Genomic DNA, 23734 nt, shown 5'->3' on the forward strand with positions numbered 1-23734 from the left:
GCACAAATTGACGATAATTCCCGGGTGTAAAATCTCCCATTGCATCCGGATTAATCTCATACAAGCCAGGTGTAAAAATCCCAATTTTAACAACTTGTAAATAGGGAATTTTTTGCAGAAATTAATTATTCGCAAATCCTGGATTTTCACAACTTATTTAACTGGTAAAAACTATGAAAGACACTTCATCAGATAACGACAATCAACAACAGGTTAGTATTGAAAATCTGCGGCATTCCTTAGCAGATAACCTGTTTTATATCACCGGAAAATATACAGAAATTGCCACCTTAAATGACTTTTATTTAGCCCTAGCTTACACGGTGCGCGATCGCCTTTTACCAAGATGGTTAAATACAGTTCGCACCGTCACCCAGCTATCAGATAATACCAAAGTAGTCTCTTGCCTATCCTCAGAATTTATGGTGGGTCCCCACTTAGTCAATCATCTAATCAACCTGGGAATTTATGACCAAGTTCGACAAGCCGTAGAAGAGTCAGGTTTAGACCTGCAAAAATTGGCGGAACAAGAACCAGAACCCGGTCTAGGAAATGGCAGTTTAGGTCGTCTCGCCGCCTGCTATATGGACTCCCTATCCACCTTAGAAATTCCCGCTATAGGTTATGGTATTCGCTATGAATTTGGGACCTTTAAACAGCAAATCCGAGATGGTTGGCAGGTAGAAATAACTGACAAATGGCTACAAAAAGGCAACCCTTGGGAAATCGTCCGTCCCGAGTCCGCAGTCGAGGTCAAATTTGGTGGCTATACGGAAGGCTACACCGATGAAGAAGGCAACTATCAAGCCACTTGGGTTCCTCACCAAGTAGTTAAAGGTATCCCCTACGACACTCCTATTAGTGGCTATAAAGTCAATACTGTGAACACCCTGCGCCTGTGGAAAGCAGAAGCGCCAGAGTCTTTCAATTTCCAAGCATTTAATCTGGGAGACTATTACGGCGCGGTTGATCAAAAAGTGGTATCTGAAAATATCACCAAAGTTCTCTATCCTAATGATGAACATATACCCGGAAGACAACTGCGTTTAGAACAGCAATTTTTCTTGGCTTCCTGTGCTTTACAGGACATGATTCGCTGGCATCTAAAATCCGGTGGTAACCTGGAAACCTTCCCGGATAAATTTGCGGTTCAACTCAATGATACTCACCCGGCTATTGCTATAGTAGAATTGATGCGGTTATTAATGGATGAACATGATATCCAGTGGCATGATGCTTGGGAAATCACTCAACAAACTTTCTCTTACACCAACCACACTTTACTACCAGAAGCCCTAGAAAAGTGGCCAGTAAATTTGTTGGGTCGTCTACTTCCCCGACACCTAGAAATTATCTATGAGATTAACCGCCGCTTTTTAGAAGAAGTCCGTAATAGTAATGGTCGTGATGGTCATAAAATTGCCAGACTTTCATTAATTGATGAAACGGGAGAACGTTATATAAGAATGGCTAACCTGGCTTGTTTGGGGAGTCACTCTATTAATGGGGTAGCCGAATTACATACGGAATTGTTGACTAAAGATACTCTGGGAGATTTTTATGAATTGTTCCCCCACAAGTTCAGCAATAAAACTAATGGGGTAACGCCACGACGTTGGTTAGTCCAAAATAACCCGGGTATGACTAAGTTGATTTCTGAAAAAATTGGGGAACATTGGATTACCCATTTAGATGATTTGCGCCAGTTAGAAGGCTTCGCAGACGATGGGGATTTTCGCTATCGTTGGGGACAGGTTAAACTAGATCTAAAACGTTCTCTGGCTGGTCATATTCAACAGCGTTTGGGGGTGACGGTTAACCCAGAGTCTCTGTTTGATGTTCAGGTGAAGCCTATTCATGAATACAAGCGACAGCATCTGAATATCCTGCACATTGTTACTCTTTATCACCGGATTAAGCAAGACCCGACTGTAAATATTACCCCTCGCACGTTTATTTTCGCCGGGAAGGCGGCTCCGGGGTATTTTATGGCAAAATTAATGATTAAGTTGATTCACTCCGTGGCTGAGGTGATTAACCATGATCCAGATGTGGGCGATCGCTTGAAAGTTGTGTTCCTTCCAGACTATAATGTTACTAATAGCCAAATCCTCTATCCGCCTGCAGATCTCTCTGAACAGATTTCTACTGCTGGTAAGGAAGTCTCTGGGACTGGTAACATGAAGTTCTGCCTTAATGGTGCTTTGACCATAGGAACTTGGGATGCTGCTAATATTGAGATCTGCCAAGAGGTTGGTCAAGAAAATTTCTTTCGCTTTGGCTTGACTGCTGATGAGGTTTACCAGCGCAAGGCTGAGGGTTATAATCCCTGGGATTATTATTATGGCAATTCTCAACTCAAGGAGATTATCGATCTGATTGGGTCTGGTCATTTTGCTGATGAAGACAGCACCCTATTTCAGCCTCTGATTGATTCCCTGCTACACCAAGACCAGTATATGCTATTTGCTGACTACCAATCCTATCTTGACTGCCAGGATAGCATTTCTCGGGTTTGGTGCGATCGCGATCGTTGGTTGAAAATGTCCATTCTCAATACCGCGCGTTGTGGTAAATTCTCTTCTGACCGCGCTATCCGAGAATACTGCGATCAGATCTGGCATTCTTCGCCAGTTTCCATTCAACTCGCTGATTATGTCCAACCACAGACGGCGTTAAGAGTTGACAGTTGAGGGTTAATCATGATATTATGGGGGTGGGAGGAAGGGAAATTTTGATTAACCTTCCCCTTTCTTGATTGCTTCGATATATAGGCGGTTTTTGGCGGGTAGACTTAACTTCCCTTTTGGGACTTGGTTTAATCGACCCGCCGCCGCTGTTATCACTTCGCAGATAAAGGGCTAGTTGGGGAAACTTCCCTGGGTGAGATAATATGGCTAGTAGCCTGTCCGACAAAACTCTGTAATGTTGACAACTGCTGGTTATTTTGGAATACGGACTTGAGGGTATTTGAGAAGGACTCGATATTTAAGGAAAAGTTGTTTCCGGTTTCGCAGGTTTGGAAATACTCAACTAAACTCAAGCCAGCAATGCGAGTTAGATAAGCCGCCGTGACACCTTGAATAACTCCCCCAGCCACATAGGTGACGGTGTTAGTTTTGAGGAGGGTTGTTAAGGTTTTGGTGGATAACTCGACCAAGCCTAGTTTTACCATTTGGGAACCGAGAGTTTTAGCGAGTTGCTGTGCTTGTTCGAGGGAAAATTGGCAACCGTAGACTTTCCCTAAGTCTAGCACTAACTGAGAAGTAATGGCAGCGGTGGCGAGAAGGTCTAAGGCGGGGACTGGGTTAGCAAAAGCAGCAGCAGCAGCGACCCATTGATATTGTTCTATGGTGGGGATGGCTTGCTGGCGGCGAATTGTGTTTAAATGGGTTTTAACGGTCTGCTGAAGTGCGATCGCTTTTCGGTAGGTGGTGGCCACAACTAAAGCCTCACCTGTCTCGGTCAAAAGGCGATCGAGATTTTCGGTAAGTGTTTCCATTTGCGGTAATGGTGTTTCCATCCATTCTTGAACGGAATTTTCATCCTGGTATTGGCGGACCTTAATGGGACTCGGAGAAGCGGAAATACCAATGATATCAGTCGCCGCCAATTGGTTAGCCATGGTTTGGCGCAGTTTTTCTAAAACGACTACCTGATGTTCCAAAGGACATTGGTCTTGTTTATTCCAAACCAATAGGGTGCGTTGGCGATCGCACAAATTCCCAAGGGTTTTATATTCAGGTTCAGTCAGATCACCATCTACCAAAAAGACAACTAAATCAGCGGTTAGCAAATGATCCGAGGAGTCCGGGTCAACTTCCGTAATAGTTAAATGTTTCTGAGTCCAGGTAGTGGTTTCTAAAACTGTTTTTAAGGAAGTTTTCCCAACTTGTGGTTTCCCGGTAATAGCCAGGTATAAATCTTGTCTATCAATAGCTGTGTGTAAGTCAGCCACTTGCTTTCGCCAATCAGCCAGAGTCGGTGAGAGTTCATTTCCCACCCGGATAGTTTCCGCTTGAGTAGCTAACTGATCAATTAAGGTTTCCGTTTCCTCAATAGCCGCTTGGGTCACTTCCCGACTAATAGGGGGGGAATTTTTCGTGTTCTGGTCGGACTGAGGAAGTTTTCGCTGTAGCCACCAGAGACCACCGCCTAAAGCGATCGCCCCAAAAATTGCTGTTTCTCCCAATTCCACCGCCGACTCACCCACTGTATCCCACAGCCAGAGAACCACAGATAACCCAATACCACCAACTAAGATGGGACGACGCAAGTAATCAACCATATCCGTTAATTTGCCATAACCCTGCTTCTAGTTTAGATCAAAACTGAGAGTTCTGCATGATAAAGTATTAGATTATGGTTCTAAAATTTCGATTTGCGATCGCCAGCGACTTACATATTGCCCTTCCTGAGACCATTTGGGATCATCCTCAACGCTTTCATTTAGTGGAAGTTAGCATTCCGGCGCTAGAACAGGTCTTTAAACATCTGGAAAAGCTGGATATAGACTTTCTGCTGCTACCGGGAGATCTCACCCAACACGGGGAACGGGACAATCACGCTTGGTTAAGCGATCGCCTAAAAAACCTACCCTATCCAGCTTATGTAGTTCCTGGAAACCATGATGTACCTTTAGCCGTAGGGGAAGGGTCCCTAATTGGTTTATCCGAGTTTCCCGAATACTATCCCCACTGCGGTTATCAAGACAGGAGTTGTCTGTACTACACCTGCGAATTAACCTCGGGAGTGCGCTTAATTGGTCTCAATTCCAATTGGTTTGATGAACAGGGAAATCAGATCGGATATGTGGACGAAAAGCAGCTAGATTGGCTGAAAGGTGTTTTGGCTAAATCCACCGATGAATTGGTGTTAGTGATGATTCACCACAATATCATTGAACACCTACCCGGACAGTCTACTAACCCCCTAGGTCGGCGTTATATGTTGTCGAATGCTCCCCAATTGTTGGAGGTTCTGGAAGAGGGGGGAGTTAAGTTAGTTTTTACAGGTCATCTCCATGTACAGGATATTGCTCAATGGCGGGGAGTTTATGATATCACTACCGGTTCTTTGGTTAGTTATCCTCACCCCTACCGTATCCTCGATTTTTCCAGGGATGATCAGGGTCAACAGAAGCTGGAAATTGAGTCGCACCGCATTGTCTCAGTTCCCGATTTTCCTGACTTAGCAAGTATTTCTAGGGAATGGATGGGCGATCGCTCCTTTCCGTTTATGATGAGGTTATTAATGGGGCATCCCCTAGGTCTTTCCCAATTAGAAGCCGAGGAGTTGGCCCCCCGTCTGCGCTATTTTTGGGCGGATATTGCTGGCGGTGATGCCAGGTTTGATTTTCCTGACTTCCCCCCCCAACCGCGACAGTATTTTGAGGGGTTTACTGCCAGTGAGGCGATCGATAATCAGACAATTTTACTGTTATAGGCAATGTCATCAGAATATGGGAATGTGGGTATTCTATGCTCACCGACTACAAGGGAGTCTCAATCTATAGCAATAGGCGATCGTGTATTCATGACAAAATGAGAGAGAGGTTATAAGTTAGAGGCTAGAGGGTAGACACAAAGGGGATAGATTGAATGAACAATGGTCAAGTATCGATTTTCCTGCCTACCTTCTTCGGCGCGCTATAGATTTAGGCTTGATTGTTAAATAAATTTGAATTTGAGTTGCTGTTGACTCCCCCCCATGGGTCAATAGATGGTCACATACCCTACTCAAATATGATGGCTTGTTTGTATAAAAGAAGAATAGATTTGGGAATAAGCCTAAAGACTTACTGCTTACTTTGTTGATGATTAACTCGAAAGCCCTCGACTATGACCACCAAAGCTCATACACATCACTTACCAGTATCTTCTGGGTTCGGTTACGGAAAGCACCCTGACTTCAAATTGTCCGGCTATATACGCCAGGATAGACTGCAAAGGTTGTCTCAAAAAGGGATTATAATTACTACCTCAGAACTTGATGAGTTTGATGCTTACACCCAGAAAATTCGTCGTCAGTTATTGATATTAAAAGCTACATCGGTATCTTCTATGGATTGAAAAACTGTCCGGTTTGACTGCGCGAGACTGTCAAGGGACAGCATTTGACTTGATACTATCGTGATCGGAAAATGGCAACTTTGACTATAAGCTACCCCCAGGAAATTTATATAAGTCTTGGTTATTGTTGGCGATTGGTTAGATACAAATAACAAAACCTTGGTGAATTTATGGAGTGAAAATGATTATCATTCTTGCCCCAACTAGCCACGAAAATACGCCACTTGACAGCCCTTGAACAGGATGATAGAGTAGAGTCTATAGGTTAAAGTTAGTCTTCGTGTGGGTAAAAGCAGTTATTGAGTATCTGTGGCTACCAGGAAATAACCTGAAACAGCTATATTGCCGTATTTAATATGAGGTAAGCAGTGGGCGATCGCCTGAGTGAAATTTGCTGGCGAGACACGAATATTGTTTTAAGCCCCAGAGGCAGGGGTTGACAAAATAGCAAAAATGTGCATAGTGCCAGGATGCCAGTTTGATAGGTAAACTTTAGGATGCTTTTGTTTTTGGTGAAGGGTAATTAATGAAACCAGTTGTTTTCTGTGACTTTGACGGGACAATTACAGCAGAGGAGACCTTTGTGGCGATGCTAAAGCAATTCGCACCGGAGGCAGCAGAGGAGATTATCCCGAAACTATACACCCATGAGATCAGCTTACGTTCAGGGGTGCGAAGGATGCTAGAATCAATACCCTCGAGGGCTTATGGAGAGATTATCGAGTTTTCAAAAACTAAAGAAATGCGTCCTGGACTGGTGGAATTAATAGACTTTCTGGATAGCCAAGGAGTGCCGTTGGTGGTAGTATCGGGGGGGATTCGGATTATGGTAGAAACAGTATTAGGAGAATTAGTTAATCGGGTCGCGGGGATTTATGCGGTGGATGTGGAGACGGACGGACCGAATTTGCGGGTATATTCAGAGTTTGAAGGGGACACAGAATTACTAGCAAAAGTGCGGGTAATGGAGTTATATAAAGGTGACCCGAAAATTGCGATCGGGGATTCGGTAACGGACTTAAATATGGCGATCGCTGCTCCGGTGGTATTTGCGCGCGATCGCTTATCTGAGTATTTAGATAAGCAGAAAAAGCCCTATATAGCTTGGACAGATTTCTTAGATATTCGCGATCGTCTCCGAGAAATCTGGAATGCTTAATGAATCCCATAATTAACAGGAGTTTGACAAATGGCAGAGTTTACCAGAGTTCTCTCTATTGACGGTGGTGGCTTGCGAGGATTAATACCCGCCGAAATTTTGGTAAGTGTCGAGCATAAAATTCAGGAAAAAACTGGCAATCCTCAAGCTAGACTCGTCGAGTATTTTGATTTATTTGCTGGGACAAGCGCCGGGGGAATTATGACTTGTCTTTACCTATCTCCCGACCTACAAGACCCCACTAAACCCCGATGCTCTGCGGAAGAAGCCAGGAACTTTTTTTACCAAAATAGTCGTAATATCTTTTACCAACCTTGTAGCCACGCCATCAAAAACTTTTGGGGACTGTTAAACGAAAAATACTCCCATGAGAAATTCGAGTTAATGATGCAAAACTTTTTTGGGGACTTAAAGTTAAGCGAGTTATTAAAACCATCCTTAATTTGCTCCTATGAAATTTCTCGGAGAAAAACCCACTTTTTTACTCAACATGATGCGGTAGTCAGTCCTAGTAAAGACTATTATGTAAGAGACGTAATTCGCGCCACCTCAGCCGCTCCGACTTTTTTCAAGGTAGCCGCAATTAGGTCTTTAGGTGATGAAATGTATACCTGTGTTGATGGGGGAGTGTTCGCCAATAATCCAACCTTGTGTGCTTATGCGGAAGCTCGTAGCAAACTCCCAGATAATCCCACCGCTAAAGATATGGTAATTTTATCTTTGGGAACTGGGGACGTGAAAAAGGGATATCCTTATGAACAGGCTAGAAATTGGGGTCAGTTTCAATGGTTACTTCCCCTGTTTGATATTATTATGACCGGGGTGGCGGAAACCGTAGATTATCAAATGAGGCAAATTTATGATGCTACTAGAAGTCCTCAACAGTATCTGAGAATAAATACAACCCTGACGGATAAAAATATGCTACCCATAGATAAGTCATCTGACGAAAATTTGCAGGCTATTCGTCGTGTCGGTCAGCAATTGGCTGAGGACTATAGTGAGGAATTAGATGCAATTGTTGATTTATTGCTAAGGTAATGGAGGGATTGCTCTTAATTGCCTCTATTTTAAGCCTAAATGTTCCATCACTCCAGAGATAGCATTCATGCGTCTTGACTGATCATGTCTGACACAGGACTTAGCATCTATGGAATATGGACAAATAGGAGGATGAGCCAAAGTTGTCTGCTCATAACTGCCATTGATTTTAAATGAGTTGACTCTGGCTGAGAGGATAGCGTCAGTTCCCTTTTTTCTTCCGCGTAGTTCAGAAGCGTATAACTGAGGAAATTTTGCGCCGAAATAGGGACTCTGATTCCATAAATCTATCGCATTGATAAATCCTTCTAAATGTGAGTTAGGATTAATTCCGACTTCCCTAAATTGCTGTTCAATCACAAAGGACCGTGATCTGAGGTGTTGTAGACACCATTGGTTAGCCTCCTGTAGGGTTCCACCCCGTCCGTGGTTACTGCAAAAACCTTTATTTAGGATGCCAGTAGCTGGGTCAAAATGACCGGCAATTAGAGAAGTTCGTCTTCCATTGGTCTCGCAGTTTCCTTCGGCGGCACAAATTGATAAAGCACCGAGACTGTTTAAATCTGCAAATAGGGTATTCAAGGGAACATGAACACCAGAGGAATGACCGAGTAGCCAACGGTGACTAATCTGCTGAAACTTAGTCGCTTGAAGCTTTTTGTCGATTTTATTGGACTGTGAATTAACCAAAGAAACGACATCTTTTTCGATTTTAATTTTGGCTGAGTAGATAGCCAAAAATCCCAAAAAACCTACCAGAAACCAAGTAATTCCTGTCACGGTGGGGTAATAATTGATTCGGTAATTAATCCGCCTTTTTTGACGAGAATTTAGCTGATGATAACGGTGGGTGTTGATGTATTTACCTGATGGAAGTTTATGCTTGAAAACAGCACGATTTTTCGCCATAACTAAAAATCAAAAATTCCTAAATTTATGAAGCTGACAACTTGAGGCTTTTCATAATCTATGGAGCCTTCAATATTGACAAGATGCACAATCAAATGTTCAATTGTTTTACATGGTTTTTATCCCCGTTTATAGTGAATTGAGTGGCTATGATGGTGGTTATCATCTAAGGGAAATAGGCTTAGGATAGGCTCTGAACACCACAACAGACTCAAAAAGCCTTCATAATATATCACCTGTTTTGAGTTATTGAAAGGCTAAGTTTCCTTGATCCCTGATGTTAAGTGTGGAAATTTTCCTATTATTTAAGGCTTCTAGCCGATCGCATTAGTTTTTGGGAACCGATAAAATTTATGTCTTAGGGAAGAAACAGACCCAGGGGTTGGTGACGGCGGGATATTGCCAAAAATGCTAAATTGCGGTTTGATAATATAACTCCCAATAACTCATAGATAATCAATATGGGAACTGAGCGCAGCTACCAAACCCTACCCTTCTATTGGCATCGCGATACCTTGGAAAACGATCGCCGATGGTTAGAATCAATTGTTCGGAATACCGCTCCGTTTTCAGACGCTTGGACGAAAGCTCGCATTGTCCAGCTTGGCTACCCATATCCCCCCAATACCAAACCCGGGACTGTGGAGGGACTGCCGACCTATGGGGGTTACACTTCCGAAGCAGAGATCGCCTCGGTGTTGCGATCGTCTTGTAACCTCCTGGAATACCCAGGCTTTGAGACTCAGGTAAATGAGGATTATGTGATCCGCACTCTCAATAGTTGGCATAATCGAGAATTTACTCAGGCGATCAGTCGCAACTTTGAAGTTTATGCCGATCGCTACCATAGCAATATTTTTTTAGTGGTCAGCACCGCCCCGAGTTCCCTAAATGTTGACCGCCAATTACCCAGTCGCGATCGCTTTCGTCCCCTGTTCAATATCGCTGAACTAGGTCAGATGATGCGCTTGGCGAATTTTAATCGCATTACCCTCCGTACCCACGGCTATGCCACCCCCCCAGAAAGGTTCTACCCCGCTTTTGTGAATGAGGCGGAGTCTCTTTCCCTCAAAGGACCCATTAATCAGGTGGGAACCTTGGAAGAAAAAAGTGTCTATATCGGCTATCACTGGCCGGGAGAAAGACCGATTTTGAGTCCCGGTCTATGGACTGACCCTTTCCGCTATTGGGGGATTTCTTTAAAGTTTCTCGTAGGTCTGGCTCTCGCAGCTTTTGGGGGCGGCTCTGTGTTATATTTTGTCCTAGGCTTATTAATAGCCCCCCTGTTGACAATATGGGGAATTAAACCGATTGTTGATTCCCTGTGGCAATGGATAACCTGGGATGCTCTGGCTGGTTTAATTAGCCAATGGCTGTGGGTGGCTTTTAGCGTGTTTCTTCTGTGGCTATTCCTATTCCAGTTGCTGCGGATTGTCGTCTATCAGCGCGATCGCTATCGCATTATTCACTACGGCGCACCAGACCTAGCAGAGTTCTTCTGGCGACTTGATAAGGCGCTGGGAGATAATCCCTATGCTTCTATGCCTTTTTTACCGGGGGAACAACCGCGATTATCCCCCCTCCCTACCTTGAACGTTAATCTGATTGGTCATAGCATGGGCTGCCTATTGGTGGTTAATGTTCTGCGAATTCTATCCGATCGCTTTGGGAAAGAGGATCGCTTAGTTCAACAAGGCAATGATATGGGGGAATACTTGCGCCTTGACCGCTTGATTTTATCTGCTCCAGATATCCCCTTAGAATTTTTGCGGGAGGGACGCAATAATTATGTGCGATCCGCTATTCTCCGCTGTCGGGAAATTTATTTGTTTTCTAGCGATCGCGATCTCGTCCTGCGTTACCTTTCTGTTTTGGGTAATTGGTTTAGTGAACCCAGCGTCGCTATGTCTGGCTTACGCTTGGGAAATGTTTACCTAAAAACAGTTAAAACACATGATGACCAAGAGGAATATCGACCATTTATTCGGATTATGGTCAATTCTCAGGCTGCCGTTGAACCTACCTCCGCTTATGATTTGTTTGAAAAGTTTAACTACTTCGACTGTTCCCAAATGTCTAAGATCAATGGCGTTAAATGGAAGTTAAACGCCGGGACGGCTTTACCCATAGATTTAGTAAATGCCCTCTTATACTTTGCTAATAAAATTGATGTTCACGGCGCCTATTACTGGGTTGATACTCCCAGTTTTGAGATTATACAATTTCTGATTACCCGCTATGAACTCTCTCGGTCAGATACTTTAGCCACCATTTACCAACTCATTGAAAATACTCCTATTCGTTTTCGTCCCAGTCAACCCTTTTCTAAGCCCAATGTTTAATAGGTTTTGCTAATTTCTCCGGTGAGATAGATTTGATTTTCTCAAGAATGTTAAGAATTAATACAATTTAATTGCCAATTGCTCGCCAAAAGTTGACGAGATTATAGGGGTTGTGGTATCCTAAAAGAAATGGATCCCAAGGGCTTACCCTGTCTATATGCAAAAATAAAGGCTACAACCCCTATCCTGTCGCGATTAAAATTATTCTCTGACCAAAAGATTAAGCTGGCGATGCACGAGTTTTCGCGCTAAAGTTGGCCAGCCTTTTTAGGGGTATTGACAAAAACGCCATTTTATGATATTTGCATTAATCAAAGTATGCTAAAGCAGCAGCGATCAAGGAATAGGGAAGTAATGATTGATGGTTAATTACCCATTATAATTGGGATGACATTTTCTGCTTAAATTGTAGGAGAAATTTAAACCACAATTGAGCAGGTTTATCGTAGAATGTAAAGATATCACCGTAGGCAATTCGGGAGTTACGATGATGTTGCCAATGTCTTTCTGGGGTGGTGATACAGAGAAGTTTACAGATGTAGTTTATGGTGTTGGGTGTAGTCCATGTAGTGGGGGAAAGATGACGAAATTGTACATGAGATTGTGCTAAAACTAAACCCAGGATAGTACCGGTGGGAGAAATCGACCCAAAGATAGGTAAAAAGAGGAGATAGGGAAAGGCGGCTAAGAATCCAGTAATTAAAACGAGGGGATTTTGGGTAGCGATCGCATAGCGAATAAAACTGCGGTTATGGCTATGATGAACAGCGCCATGATATTTCCCGAAAATATGTTCAGGGACATGATAGAAAAAAGTTGAGATGAAATCCCCGGTCAATAGTAAGACCACGGCTATGAGAATAATCTTGATAACGGTCACGGCTTCACCCTCAGAATTTGCGGCTAGTGTAACCAATAGAGATTAAATTTAATTAATAGTTAGGTTAAACTTGAGAATCATCTAGGATAGGAGAAATTTAGGGATGTTGTTACCAGGGAAGCAACGGAGTAAACTAGACGAAACCGAGGATAGATTATTTTATGAGTATCCGCGATTTGTGACCCATGTTGACGAGGGATTTATTGATAGGTTAAGGGGGTTATATAGCGATCGCCTTTCAGACAATAGCAGAGTGTTGGACTTGATGAGTAGCTGGGTGTCTCATCTCCCGGATGATCGGAAATTCTCCCATGTAGAGGGACACGGTATGAATGAGGAGGAGTTGGCGCGTAACCGTCAACTGAACCATTATTTTGTTCAGGATCTGAATAAAGACCCGAAATTACCATTAGGCGATCGCGAATTTGATGCCGTGTTAATCTGCGTATCAGTACAGTATTTACAGTATCCTGAAGCCGTATTTAGTGAAATTCATCGTGTCTTAAAACCGGGGGGAGTGGTGATTGTGAGTTTCTCTAACCGGATGTTTTTTCAAAAAGCGATCGCCGCATGGCGAGACGGAACAGAACCCCAGCGAGTCAAACTCGTAGAAAGCTACTTTAACTCAGTCCGTAGTGGGGAATTACCCGGCTTCAGCGTCCCTGAAGTAATTATCAATCAGTCATCTGTCCCCCCGGTCTTGCAAATGTTAGGACTCGGTGGCGGCGACCCGTTTTATGCAGTGATTGCACATCGTCAAATTTGACGAATCATCTTAAACTTCTCGAGACTATAGCTGCTGAAAAACCTCTAGGGTCAGATATACAGGCTTTTCTGCCGTATTCTGACCCCAAAATTGGCTGATAGGCTGATCCTGGTCAGATTGAATCCAGAGGAGTTTCCCAGAAGTGCAGGTATAGGTCTGTTGACCATCACCACAGGGAATAGCCACATCTCCAGGCTTTAGTATCCTGACAGTCATCTGGGTGACAGGGGGATCAAGTTTGATGCTCTGTCTGGACATCTCTGGTAGGATGTTCAGGGAATAGGTTTTGAGGGGTTCTGCGGCTTGGACTGGTATCACCCAAGCGCAGAAAACCACCAGCACAGTTGTGAGTAGAATCTTCAATTTCATATTGACAAATATTTACCTTTGGTTTACTTTACCGAAATCGGTTAAGTGTGGCAAATATATGATTTTGAAGATGGATGGGGTCATCGAATTAGAAGAAGGTAAAATCTTCTATATCTATGGTAGTCGCTTCCACTCCATTTAAGAAGGCTAAGACCTCTCCGGTGTCGGCGATGATGATTTGAGATCCGGTGTCAATTTGAGCGATCGCTAATTGTCGAGGATCTAGAGCTGCCGTGATCCAGATTTGGTCAACACCCACTTCCAAATCAGCGATCGTATCTTGTCCGTAAGCGATCGCAAAAGTATCGCGACCTGCACCCCCAATCAGAAGATCATTACCCTTATCACCACTCAGGAAATCATCTCCATCCCCGCCAATTAGCGTATCATTTCCCTGACCGCCATAGAGAGTATCAGATTCTAAACCACCTACCAGAAAATCATTTCCGAGATTTCCCAACAGGAGATTATTACCCGCAATTCCTAACAGAGTATCATTGTCTTGACCTCCATAAATCGTATCATTACCCTGATTTCCTTGTAGGTAATCAGCTCCTTGATTTCCGAAGATTAAATCATTACCATCTCCTCCGTGGATAGTATCATTTCCTTGACCCCCATAAATCGTATTATTCCCAAATCCTCCCAGGATTAAATCATCTCCCTCGCCGCCGAAGATTAAATCATCTCCCTCGCCGCCGTCAATAGTATCATTTCCGATGTCTCCCCAAATTACATCATTTCCTTCTCCTCCCAACAGGAAATCATCACCTTGACCGCCATATAAAGTATCATTTCCCGGTCCTCCCAAGATGAAGTCATTACCTTCACCTCCCCACAACAGATTATTCCCAAATCCTCCTTCTAAATTATCGTCTCCTCCCATTCCAAAAATCGTGTCATTTCCACCCCGTCCATATATCGATTCAGCCATCGATGTACCCACTTTGAAGTCGTCGGCTTCCGTTCCTTCTAGGGTCTCCTCAGTCACATTAATTAAGCGGATTGAATCAATATTCAAACTGGGAATATTTACCAATGGGATATTAATACTACCACTGATGTCTAATGGTTGTATTAGTCTTGGTGTCACCACTGGAGTTAATTCCGACTCTGGTTGAAGGTTGCTTTCTGGAGTAGTTTCCGGTACAGGAACAGGTCCAGCAATAGGAGTCTCTTCCGGTTCCGGTTGCGGTTGCGGTTGCGGTTGTGGTTGCGGTTGTGGTTGCGGTTGTGGTTGCGGTTGTGCTTCAGGAGTAGGTTCAACCCCCACTTCCGGTTCGGGAGTCGGTTCCACTTCCGGTTCGGGTTCCACTTCCGGTTCAGGAGTCGGTTCGACTTCCGGTTCAGGAGTCGGTTCCGGTTCAGGAGTCGGTTCGACTTCCGGTTCGGGTTCCACCTCTGGTTCAGGAGTCGGTTCAACTTCCGGTTCGGGTTCCACTTCCGGTTCAGGAGTCGGTTCGACTTCCGGTTCAGGAGTCGGTTCAATTTCCGGTTCGACTTCCGGTTCCGGTTCAATTTCCGGTTCAGGAGTCGGTTCCGGTTCAGGAGTCGGTTCGACTTCCGGTTCGGATTCCACCTCTGGTTCAGGAGTCGGTTCAACTTCCGGTTCGGGTTCCACCTCTGGTTCAGGAGTCGGTTCCGGTTCAGGAGTCGGTTCCGGTTCAGGAGTCGGTTCAACTTCCGGTTCAGGTTCAATTTCCGGTTCGGGTTCCACTTCCGGTTCAGGAGTCGGTTCAACTTCCGGTTCGGGAGTCGGTTCCGGTTCAGGAGTCGGTTCAACTTCCGGTTCAGGTTCCGGTTCAGGTTCCGGTTCAGTTATGGTTGAAAATTCATAAGCGCCAATATCAAATTCAAGAGCATGATTTAATCACAAATTCGGTTAATATTTTAGGGCAATACAGTATAATAAGCGAGAAGGGTTGAGGATAAACCTATTGCCAGATATGTCAAACCCAAGGAAGCCGCCCAAATCCTTGGAGTCCATGAAAGAACACTCCGCAGATGGGACGACAATGGCTCAATCGAGACCATCAGAACCCCCGCTGGGCAACGACGATACAACGTTGAGTGATATACTGCCAAATCAGGCAGTGACAAACGCAAAGTCGTTATCTATGCCAGAGTTAGTAGCCGCGCCCAGCAGTCCGACCTCAACCGACAGGTGGCCGCACTGTCCAACCTCTACCCCGAAGCAGAAGTCGTCTCAGAAATCCGAGGCGGGCTCAACTTCAAGGGAAAGAAAATGCTGGCCTTACTGGGACATCATTTGTCAGGAGATGTCGGCATGGTTGTCGTTGCCCACCAAGACCGATTGGCAATATGGGGATTTGACTTGTTTCGATGGCTCTATGAGCAAAACAGGTGCTCACTCATGGTTCTCAACCAGACAAGTCTCAGTCCAGAACCAGAAATGGTTGAGGACATCCTCGCCATCCTCCACTGCTTCAGTTCCCGATTATACGGACGGAGTAAATACAAAACTCAGGTCAAAGAAGATCCGGATTTACCCCAGCCCGGAGCTAAATCAAGTCTGGCGCAAATGGTTAGCCGCTTGTCGGTATTGCTACAACCAAGCAATTGCATTATCCCGGAGTGGTAAACGACTAAGCAAGTTAAAGTTACGCAATAAAGTGATGCAGAGCGACTTGCCTGCATGGGTCAAAGAAACACCCTGCCACATTCGGCAGAATGCTATCTTTGATGCCTATCTCGCCTTTTCAGCCAGTCCTGATGCCAGGTTTAGAAGTTGTCGTGACAGCTCTCAAGGGATTAAGTTCAATAATACTAATTTCTCTTCAGGGAGTTGGTATCCAAGACTAACGAAAGGATTAACTTTCATGGTTTCCGAACCCATCCCTAAAACTTGCGGGCAAGGGACTCAGTTGGTGTTTACCAAAGGTCGATGGTTTGCGGTGTTTCCTGAACCAGTTGCCGTTACCCCAACTGACGCTACTGGCGTGATTGCATTAGACCCGGGCGTCCGAACTTTCATAACTGGGTTTGATGGCTCTCGGTTTCTGGAATTTGGCTCCGGGGATATTGGAGGCATTACTAGGCTATGTCAACATTTGGATGATTTGATGAGCCGAATCGCCAAGGAACCCTGTCGTTCAAGAAGGCGACGGATGAGGCAAGCGGCTCAACGAATGAGAACCAAAATCCGCAATCTAGTTGATGAAGCCCACAAACAAATTGCTCACTACTTGACTCACAACTACAGCATAATTTTTCTGCCCACCTTCGAGACTTCCGATATGGTTGCCAAGGTGAAGCGTCTAATCAGGTCTAAGACTGCCCGCGCCATGCTGACATGGGCGCATTATCGATTCAAACTAACCCTGAGACATCAAGGGGAAATAACTGGAACCACAGTTGTAGATGTGACGGAAGAATACACCAGCAAAACCTGTACTCACTGTGGTCATGTGCATTCCCAGCTAGGTGGCTCAAAAGTGTTCCGATGTCCTGAGTGCGGGTTCACTCTACCCAGGGACTGGAACGGTGCTTTTGGAATCTTTCTAAAAGCTTTGCGGGATACCGCCTCTGTTACCTTAACGGGTAATAGTGCTATCGTTGCATTGTCCGGGAACAACCGGAAAAATGTCGCGTAAATGTATCAGTTCCATTTCCATCACCATCAATGGGACGAGGTTCGCCGCGTTGGTCGGTGGATATTCCCACATTGACACCACCATCGATCGCCGGACTTCCTTCTAATAACGGATAGAAATAGGTTTCGTTTTGATGTTGCAGGGGACCCAATAGAGGATCGGCGATCGCGATCGTAGCAGTCGCGTTATAATCATTAGCAAGGTTCGTGAGTTTTTCCAGCCATTGAATGTTACCGCCGCCATCAACTAATTCGCGGTTCGTGTGTTGTTGAATCCCCCAATTATTCGTACCGTTATCAGCAGTATTTTTGTAGAAAATCGTATTTCGGACCGTAACCGTTTGGTCAGCAGAGGCGACGATACCGCCACCCACCCATCCGGCGTAGTTTTCCGCAATGGTAGTGTTGATGATATCAGCAGGACCATATAAAGCCATCGCACCACCATTTCCCGAAGTCGTCAAAGATTCGGCGCGGTTTCCCGAAAAGGTCGTATTAGTGATGACAGTCGGCGCATTCATCATCCAAATTCCACCCCCCTGATTGGCGGCGGTGTTGTTAACAAATGCTGTATTTATGACTTCAAATCCTTGATTTAAGCCGTTGTTCATCTGAACGATCGCACCACCATTTCCGCCATTTCCACCGGGAAGCGGGAGAATTTCATTATCCTTAAAAACGCTGGATTCAACGATGACGTTATCTTGGGTTCCCGTGTATAGGTAAGCCGCACCACCTTCGCCGCGTCCGCTATTTCCTTCAAATAAACTGTTCCTAATGGTAATCGTTCCCGATGTATCATTACTGGATGTACTGGCGCGATCGGTGTAAATTGCGCCACCATATCCCCTTAAAGAAGGGTTATCATTTCCGGTATCGTAAAACGCGGCAGTAGTGCTATTATTAATAAACCGGGAATTTTCCACAGTTAACCGACCATTTAGGCTATTAATCGCCGCGCCATTAATGCCTTCATTTCCGATAAAGTCGCTATCGGTGACGATAATTTCATTGGGTCCCCGAAAGGCGATCGCACCTGCACCTCTTTCGTCATTCCCGGCGATCGCTTTATTCCGATTGAAATCACTTTCATTAACCGTCAATCTTCCCTCAAAGGCGCTAAAAATTGCCCCGCCACCCTGGTCAGCAACATTGTCGTTAAAGGTGACATTTTCGACTGTTAAAATCCCTTGGTGTGTGGTCGCAATACCCCCACCTCTTTCGGGAGTATATCCGTTGGCGATCGTCAGATTTTGAATGGTTAAACTCGTGGGATTCGCTGAGGTTGAATTTAGATAAAATACTCGAGAAATGTTATTCCCACTGATAGTTAAATTGGCATTATTACCCCCGTCAATAATCAGGTTTTTACCCACCGGAATTTCTAGCTGTCCTCCCGTCAGGGTGATAGTATTTCCCCCCGTGAGTTCCGCTGCAAATGTAATGGTATCTCCCGATGCTGCATTGGCGATCGCTTCCCTTAATGAACCTTCCCCCGCATCATTATTATTAGTAACAATTAAACTGGGTTCATCGATGGTAGGAATCATCTCATAAGCGCCAACATCAAACTCCGCTGTCCCGCTATTATCTCCATCCACCGGACGAGTTGCTCCCCGCTGGTCTGTCGTAATTGTATTAACAGTAATTCCGCCATCAATCGCTGGACTTCCAGGTAAAAGGGGATGAATTAATACCCCATTAATTTCCTGTAAATCTCCCAGGAGTGGATCGGCTAATGTAACGTTACTGGTAATTAAGGTATCGTTAGGGTTCAATTCATTCGATTGAATATTACCACCGCCATCATTATATGTAGTTCCTGTGTGATGGTTTATATTCCAATCATTGCCGCGATTATTCGCCACATTATAGGCGGAAATTGTGTTAGTTAAAGTCACATTATCCCCACCACCCCAAAAACCACCGCCTTGACCACCAGCGTAATTATTAGCAATGGTAGTATTGGTAATATTGGTGGGATTAGTACCATTGGCGAAGGTAATTCCACCCCCCAACCCAGAGCCATCCGCTGATTCCGCGCGATTTCCAGAAATAGTAGTATTGGTAATTGTCACTGGAGATGTTTCTCCAATCCACAACCCACCACCTTGATTTTCGGAACGATTATTAGCAAAGGTTGTATTGTTAATAGTTAACTCTGCATTACCATGTCGCAGTCCGCCGCCTAGAGCCTGTCCGCGACTACTTTCGACCACCTCATTATTAATAATTTGGCTATTTTCGATGATTACACGGTCAGGAGGATAAGCATATAAGAACAGTCCGCCACCCTGTCCAGCACCTTTATTATCCTCAATTAAACTATTGCTAATCCGAATTTCTCCCCCCACAGGTCCGGGTCCAAAATTCTCTCCTGACGCATTCGCACCATCAGTAAAAATTGCACCACCATAACCCGATGGATCACCCCCTAAATCTCCAGGGGTCGAGTCATTATTCCGAAAAGTTGAACCCTCAACAGTTAAGTCTCCTAACAGGTGATTAATTGCGCCGCCATTAATACCTTTATTGTTGGTAAATGTGCTGTCAATTACTGTCAGAGTTCCGGCGCTTTTCGTGGCGATCGCACCCCCTCCCCGTTCGCTTCCTCCAGCGGTTCCATCATTGCCGTCAAATTGGCTATTAATGATGGTTGTATTACTTCTAAATCCCGTTAAAATACCCCCCGCAAACTCAGCGCGATTATTGTTGACTTGGCTATTTTCTAAGGTTAAAGATGTTCGACTCGCCATGCGGATACCTCCACCCGCGCCATCTTCTCCTTCTCCTGTGGCTAGACCGTCCGCAATAATTAGATTTTTTAAGGTGACTGATGGAGGGATAAAATCAGGACTTATTTGGATGTCAATAACCCTAGTATTTCCGCCACCGCTTAGGGTTAATCCTGACGCAGACTCTCCGTCAACGGTGATGCTTTTGTTAATGACTAATTCTTGACTAAGATTAATGGTTTGACTTGACAAACTGCTATCGAATGTGATAGTATAACCGTCACTGGCATTAGCGATCGCCTCCCGTAAAGAACCAGGTCCAGAATCGTTGTTATTGGTGACGGTAATAGTGCCGAAAGTTCCCCGATAAGAAGCGATCGCTTTTTCCGTCAACGGTAAACTTAACTCGACCGTCGCGGTAGAATATTCCAAATGCCAATAGCCAGCACCGACAATTTCCCGAGAGGCGGCGACTGTTGCTCCGGTAATTTCTGCTAACTGATTGATAAAATTGGTTCCGGTTTCGGCGGCGACCCGACAACCATAAAGGAATAAGGTAGTCGTTTCTGATAAAGCCTTTCGCCAACCGTGAAGGCGATCGCTTTTCAGGGTATCGCTATTAACAACCCCACTCCCCAAATATAAACAGCCTGGACTGCCATGGGACAAAATATGAACCTGGGCAATTTTTGCACCCAGGCTGCTATAATGAGATAGCATAGCCCCAATCTGTGCTATCCCATCTTGATGGCGATCGAGAATGATCGCTTCTAAGCCATTTCTCACCCCATCAGCCAAAATTTCGGGATGTTCTAGGTCTGCGTCAATAAAAACTAACCTTTTCGCCGTCTGTAAAGCACCAGTTGCAGATAAGGCTACATTTCGAGACATTGCCATCATAATTCATAATCCATAAAGGTGTAATGGTAGATTCAACCCTGGATTAATGAATTCAGGTTTAATTTGCCAATTCCATTAGTAAAAGAATTGGCACTTCCTTTCAGCCACCAGGAGGAAGCACCAACCCCGTTGACTCACCGCCCAACCTAAAAGAGCGTTAATTGGAATCCTTAATTGAGTTTTAAGGTGTTTCCTGTTGAGTCCTATTCTATAAATAACAGATTTTGATTTAAATCGCCTCAGTATTTTTACTGAACTTTTGAGCGCAATTTGGAGGCTGAGTCCGAGTCAAATCTGGTAATTTACGGTTGTATCAACTTAACAAAAGCCATAGTATATCTGTCAAATAATACCAGGATTATGGGCGATTTTTGCGCCCAGAAAAAGTTACAAAAAAACCGTAGCATGGTGATAATAGCTACGGTTTGGAGAAGTTGGAGAAGTAGTTATACCAGGTTAAAGTCGGTGAGATTAACCGTGGCTATCAACTGGGTACTTAGTTGCGACTAAGAACATTCATTAAGCGCAAAATAAAGATAAACAGGTTGATGTAGGTGAGGTACATGGACAAAGCGGCGGGAATAGGCTGGTCATCACGATAAGTGCGGGGGAGAATATAAAAATCTACCACCGCAGCCCCAGCGAATAGGAAGACACCGAGTCCAGAAATACCAATTTCTAGCCAAGTGGGGGTAAAAACGCCGAAAAACGACAAAATCAACTGGCCAAAAACAGCGATCAGTAGGGCAATAATACCAATTCTGATGGTTTGAGTAAGGGCGATACCATCAGAGTCGGACAGGTTAGACCCAATTTGACGGGCGGCGATAAAAGTGACACCGCAACCGAGAGCAGCAAAACCAATACCAGTAATACCAACACCTGGAGTTCTCAAGGTGACAAATAACAAGCCACTGAGCGTATATCCGGTGATGAGGCTATAGGTTGCTAACAGGGGGAGGGCCACCTGGTTATTATCGTTAGCGAGAACGCTACTAGCGATAAAAAATAGGGCTAACTGAGCAATCAAAGCCACCCAGAAGGTGGTCATGAAGATGCCCGGGTTGGTGCTGATGATATTCAGACCGGCGAAGGAACCAACAGCAGTGAGAAGCAAACCACCTCCCACAAAGGGGAGGGCATTGGCAATGACGTTAGGGCCTACAAGGGCTTGGCCTTTGGCTTGAGCCATTGCTTGCCGAAAATTACTGGTATTTGCCATAGCAACTCCTAAAAGTTTTGCATTTATCTAGTTTTAGCAAGAAGACCCGCATCATCAGGCAATTGACGACGGGGTGAATGGGGACCCAACACTAAGAATATTGTAATATAAACTACCAGAAAACCAAGTGCCACATAAGATTAGACAAGGGTTGGGAAGCACAGCTTATGCCTGATGAAACCTACCTAAAATCCTGTTCAAACTGTTGTCGGGTAATGGGTTGAGGGATTTCTAAGCCTTCTCCGCCGAGGACTTCTAAGGGTAAGCCATTGACGGAAATCCGTACTGGTGCGAGGGGGTCGAGACTGGTGGCGGTGTAAACTACTTGCCCTAAACGGCCAATCATGGAGGCACTACCGCCGCCTGTGGTGAATTCGGTCGATAGGTCGATCGCGATCGCCCCAGCTTCGGTGGCGGTCACATTTAGTAGTTGAGTACCTGGGGGAATTTCGCTATATTGGTTGGCTTCCTGGGGGCCTGAGAGTAGGCGATCGAAGGCGGCAGCTAGGACGGTATCGGGTTGGGAAGCACTGACGGTGAGGGTGACGGGGTTGGGAACCCAGACAAGTTGGTTATCAGCTTCATCGACCCAGTAAATATTCACGGTTTTTTCGATCGCATCGGTTGTTTCTGGGGGTTCAGGAGATATGATCTGTGGGGGTTGGTCAGTGTCAAAACTCACTCGCCACCAAGTCACGCCAGCGGCGATCGCGGCAAGGAATAGCGCTACCCCAGCAATCATAGCAATATTTTGATGGCGATCGGGTTGTGGCTCTTTCATGACTTCTATCGACAACTGTATTTTTGAGTTTAACTGGCGATCGGGGGTTCTGGCAAATTAATTTGATCGTCGTGGGGATTGAGGCTCTCAAGCCCACCCCACACCCACGGTTACCAGCGATCAATTTCACCAGCTACCAGTGATGAACCGGGGGGCGATCGCTGCCCATTTTTTAATCTTGATCTAAAGTCGGGGTTAGATTTGCTAGAAATTCAAACAATGGGAAACTGAAGCCAAGCGACTGGTTGAAGGCATCGAAGAAACCGAAGCCGAGGAGGATATTATTACCGGGGAATGATATATTCGGCATTTTCCAGGGTGGGAATTTCTCTAGTGATGCCGGAGGGTTGTGGCAGTCGATTAATGGCGATGAGTAGTAATGTGAAAACGGCTACAGTTAAGAAAAAAATATCATTCCATTTTTCGGTATGATGAAAACGACGGCCACAGGCGGAACAAAACTGCTGCTGGGGGTGGTCTGGATGGGCGGTAATGTGGCATTTAGGTCGGCCGTAGTGATCCATTGGGCAGGTCATAATCTTCTCCTGACAAAACGATTATAATTGACATTCGGGGAATGTCTCAAGACCAGCAATTCCCCCTAATGCGATCGAGAGTTAAGCCGGATTAACCAGAGCGCAACATTATCAATTGTTGAGATCACAAAGAGTGGTGAAGTTTCCGTATCGACGATCTGGTAGGGGACGTAAATCAAGTTCAGCGTGGACAGAGATAGGAATAAAACTGCTGTGATTGTCAAATTCATGTTACAGAACCTCCCGAAGGTTGCAAGTGCTTTTAAAGTAGTTATCTTTGACACACCCGACTTTTATGCAGATCGGAAGGAAAAACTTAGGTAGAGTCTCTTCCTGTGGTTGTTGTCGCTTCCCACTTTCCCTACCAAATTCCTCACTCCCTGCATAAAAACTGAAAGTCCTGACCACCA

At 44.9% G+C, this 23734-nt stretch carries 17 protein-coding genes and 1 pseudogene; 9 read left to right on the plus strand and 9 right to left on the minus strand.

Annotation, left to right across the window (positions count from 1 at the left end; all coding sequences use genetic code 11):
* The first annotated feature begins 173 nt into the window (after positions 1–173).
* On the plus strand, positions 174–2693 hold the full coding sequence (locus HFV01_RS13105) for a glycogen/starch/alpha-glucan phosphorylase (RefSeq protein WP_193521177.1): 2520 nt from the start codon (positions 174–176) through the stop codon (positions 2691–2693).
* 149 nt (positions 2694–2842) lie between these two features.
* Here HFV01_RS13105 and HFV01_RS13110 read toward each other — a convergent pair whose 3' ends face one another.
* Positions 2843–4288, minus strand: a complete 1446-nt coding sequence (locus HFV01_RS13110) for a YcjF family protein (RefSeq protein ID WP_193521178.1) — start codon at positions 4286–4288, stop codon at positions 2843–2845.
* Between the two features lie 74 nt (positions 4289–4362).
* Between HFV01_RS13110 and HFV01_RS13115 the strand changes: the two genes are divergently transcribed.
* The 4 genes from HFV01_RS13115 (at position 4363) to HFV01_RS13130 (ending at position 8271) form a co-directional block, all read left to right on the plus strand.
* Complete coding sequence (locus tag HFV01_RS13115; RefSeq protein ID WP_006625622.1) at positions 4363–5445, plus strand: metallophosphoesterase family protein; 1083 nt, start codon at positions 4363–4365, stop codon at positions 5443–5445.
* A 395-nt stretch (positions 5446–5840) separates the two neighbouring features.
* The gene (locus tag HFV01_RS13120; RefSeq protein WP_046319685.1) at positions 5841–6071 is read left to right on the plus strand and encodes a hypothetical protein; all 231 of its coding nucleotides are present in this window, start codon (positions 5841–5843) and stop codon (positions 6069–6071) included.
* A 526-nt stretch (positions 6072–6597) separates the two neighbouring features.
* Positions 6598–7230 (plus strand): HAD-IB family phosphatase, encoded by a 633-nt coding sequence (locus HFV01_RS13125; RefSeq protein WP_006625625.1) that lies wholly within the window; start codon positions 6598–6600, stop codon positions 7228–7230.
* A 30-nt stretch (positions 7231–7260) separates the two neighbouring features.
* Positions 7261–8271 (plus strand): patatin-like phospholipase family protein, encoded by a 1011-nt coding sequence (locus HFV01_RS13130; RefSeq protein ID WP_006670420.1) that lies wholly within the window; start codon positions 7261–7263, stop codon positions 8269–8271.
* Positions 8272–8295: 24 nt separating this feature from the next.
* On the opposite strand, the gene HFV01_RS13135 is transcribed toward HFV01_RS13130, so the two are convergent.
* Positions 8296–9180: a hypothetical protein gene (locus tag HFV01_RS13135; protein ID WP_048895070.1), complete on the minus strand. Its 885-nt coding sequence runs from the start codon at positions 9178–9180 to the stop codon at positions 8296–8298.
* Positions 9181–9641: 461 nt separating this feature from the next.
* On the opposite strand from HFV01_RS13135, the gene HFV01_RS13140 reads away from it, so the two are divergent.
* Positions 9642–11522 carry an alpha/beta hydrolase gene (locus HFV01_RS13140; protein ID WP_006625629.1) on the plus strand — a complete coding sequence of 627 codons (1881 nt, stop codon included), beginning with the start codon at positions 9642–9644 and terminating at the stop codon, positions 11520–11522.
* Between the two features lie 376 nt (positions 11523–11898).
* Here HFV01_RS13140 and HFV01_RS13145 read toward each other — a convergent pair whose 3' ends face one another.
* Positions 11899–12438 carry a sterol desaturase family protein gene (locus HFV01_RS13145; protein WP_223064724.1) on the minus strand — a complete coding sequence of 180 codons (540 nt, stop codon included), beginning with the start codon at positions 12436–12438 and terminating at the stop codon, positions 11899–11901.
* A gap of 67 nt (positions 12439–12505) precedes the next feature.
* Between HFV01_RS13145 and HFV01_RS13150 the strand changes: the two genes are divergently transcribed.
* Positions 12506–13168: a class I SAM-dependent methyltransferase gene (locus tag HFV01_RS13150; protein WP_006625631.1), complete on the plus strand. Its 663-nt coding sequence runs from the start codon at positions 12506–12508 to the stop codon at positions 13166–13168.
* Between the two features lie 24 nt (positions 13169–13192).
* On the opposite strand, the gene HFV01_RS13155 is transcribed toward HFV01_RS13150, so the two are convergent.
* Both HFV01_RS13155 and HFV01_RS13160 read right to left on the minus strand, forming a co-directional pair.
* On the minus strand, positions 13193–13537 hold the full coding sequence (locus tag HFV01_RS13155) for a hypothetical protein (RefSeq protein WP_006625632.1): 345 nt from the start codon (positions 13535–13537) through the stop codon (positions 13193–13195).
* An 88-nt stretch (positions 13538–13625) separates the two neighbouring features.
* Positions 13626–15254: a calcium-binding protein gene (locus HFV01_RS13160; RefSeq protein ID WP_318286254.1), complete on the minus strand. Its 1629-nt coding sequence runs from the start codon at positions 15252–15254 to the stop codon at positions 13626–13628.
* 219 nt (positions 15255–15473) lie between these two features.
* Between HFV01_RS13160 and HFV01_RS13165 the strand changes: the two are divergent.
* Positions 15474–16046, plus strand: a pseudogene (locus tag HFV01_RS13165) (IS607 family transposase); the annotation flags it as partial.
* A complete protein-coding gene (locus tag HFV01_RS13170) occupies positions 15955–17151 on the plus strand; it encodes an RNA-guided endonuclease InsQ/TnpB family protein (protein ID WP_438861263.1) in 1197 nt (398 codons plus the stop codon). The pseudogene HFV01_RS13165 and the gene HFV01_RS13170, both read left to right, overlap by 92 nt.
* Here HFV01_RS13170 and HFV01_RS13175 read toward each other — a convergent pair.
* The 4 genes from HFV01_RS13175 to HFV01_RS13190 form a co-directional block, all read right to left on the minus strand.
* Positions 17108–20785 (minus strand): DUF4347 domain-containing protein, encoded by a 3678-nt coding sequence (locus HFV01_RS13175; RefSeq protein ID WP_193521179.1) that lies wholly within the window; start codon positions 20783–20785, stop codon positions 17108–17110. The two genes, HFV01_RS13170 and HFV01_RS13175, sit on opposite strands and share 44 nt — an antisense overlap.
* 496 nt (positions 20786–21281) lie before the next feature.
* Positions 21282–22007 (minus strand): Bax inhibitor-1/YccA family protein, encoded by a 726-nt coding sequence (locus HFV01_RS13180; protein WP_193521180.1) that lies wholly within the window; start codon positions 22005–22007, stop codon positions 21282–21284.
* 181 nt (positions 22008–22188) lie between these two features.
* A complete protein-coding gene (locus HFV01_RS13185) occupies positions 22189–22788 on the minus strand; it encodes a GerMN domain-containing protein (RefSeq protein WP_006625638.1) in 600 nt (199 codons plus the stop codon).
* Positions 22789–23072: 284 nt separating this feature from the next.
* A complete protein-coding gene (locus HFV01_RS13190) occupies positions 23073–23324 on the minus strand; it encodes a hypothetical protein (RefSeq protein WP_006670412.1) in 252 nt (83 codons plus the stop codon).
* Positions 23325–23734: the final 410 nt, after the last annotated feature.

Origin of the sequence: Limnospira fusiformis SAG 85.79, assembly GCF_012516315.1 — a bacterium.
Lineage (GTDB): Bacteria > Cyanobacteriota > Cyanobacteriia > Cyanobacteriales > Microcoleaceae > Limnospira > Limnospira fusiformis.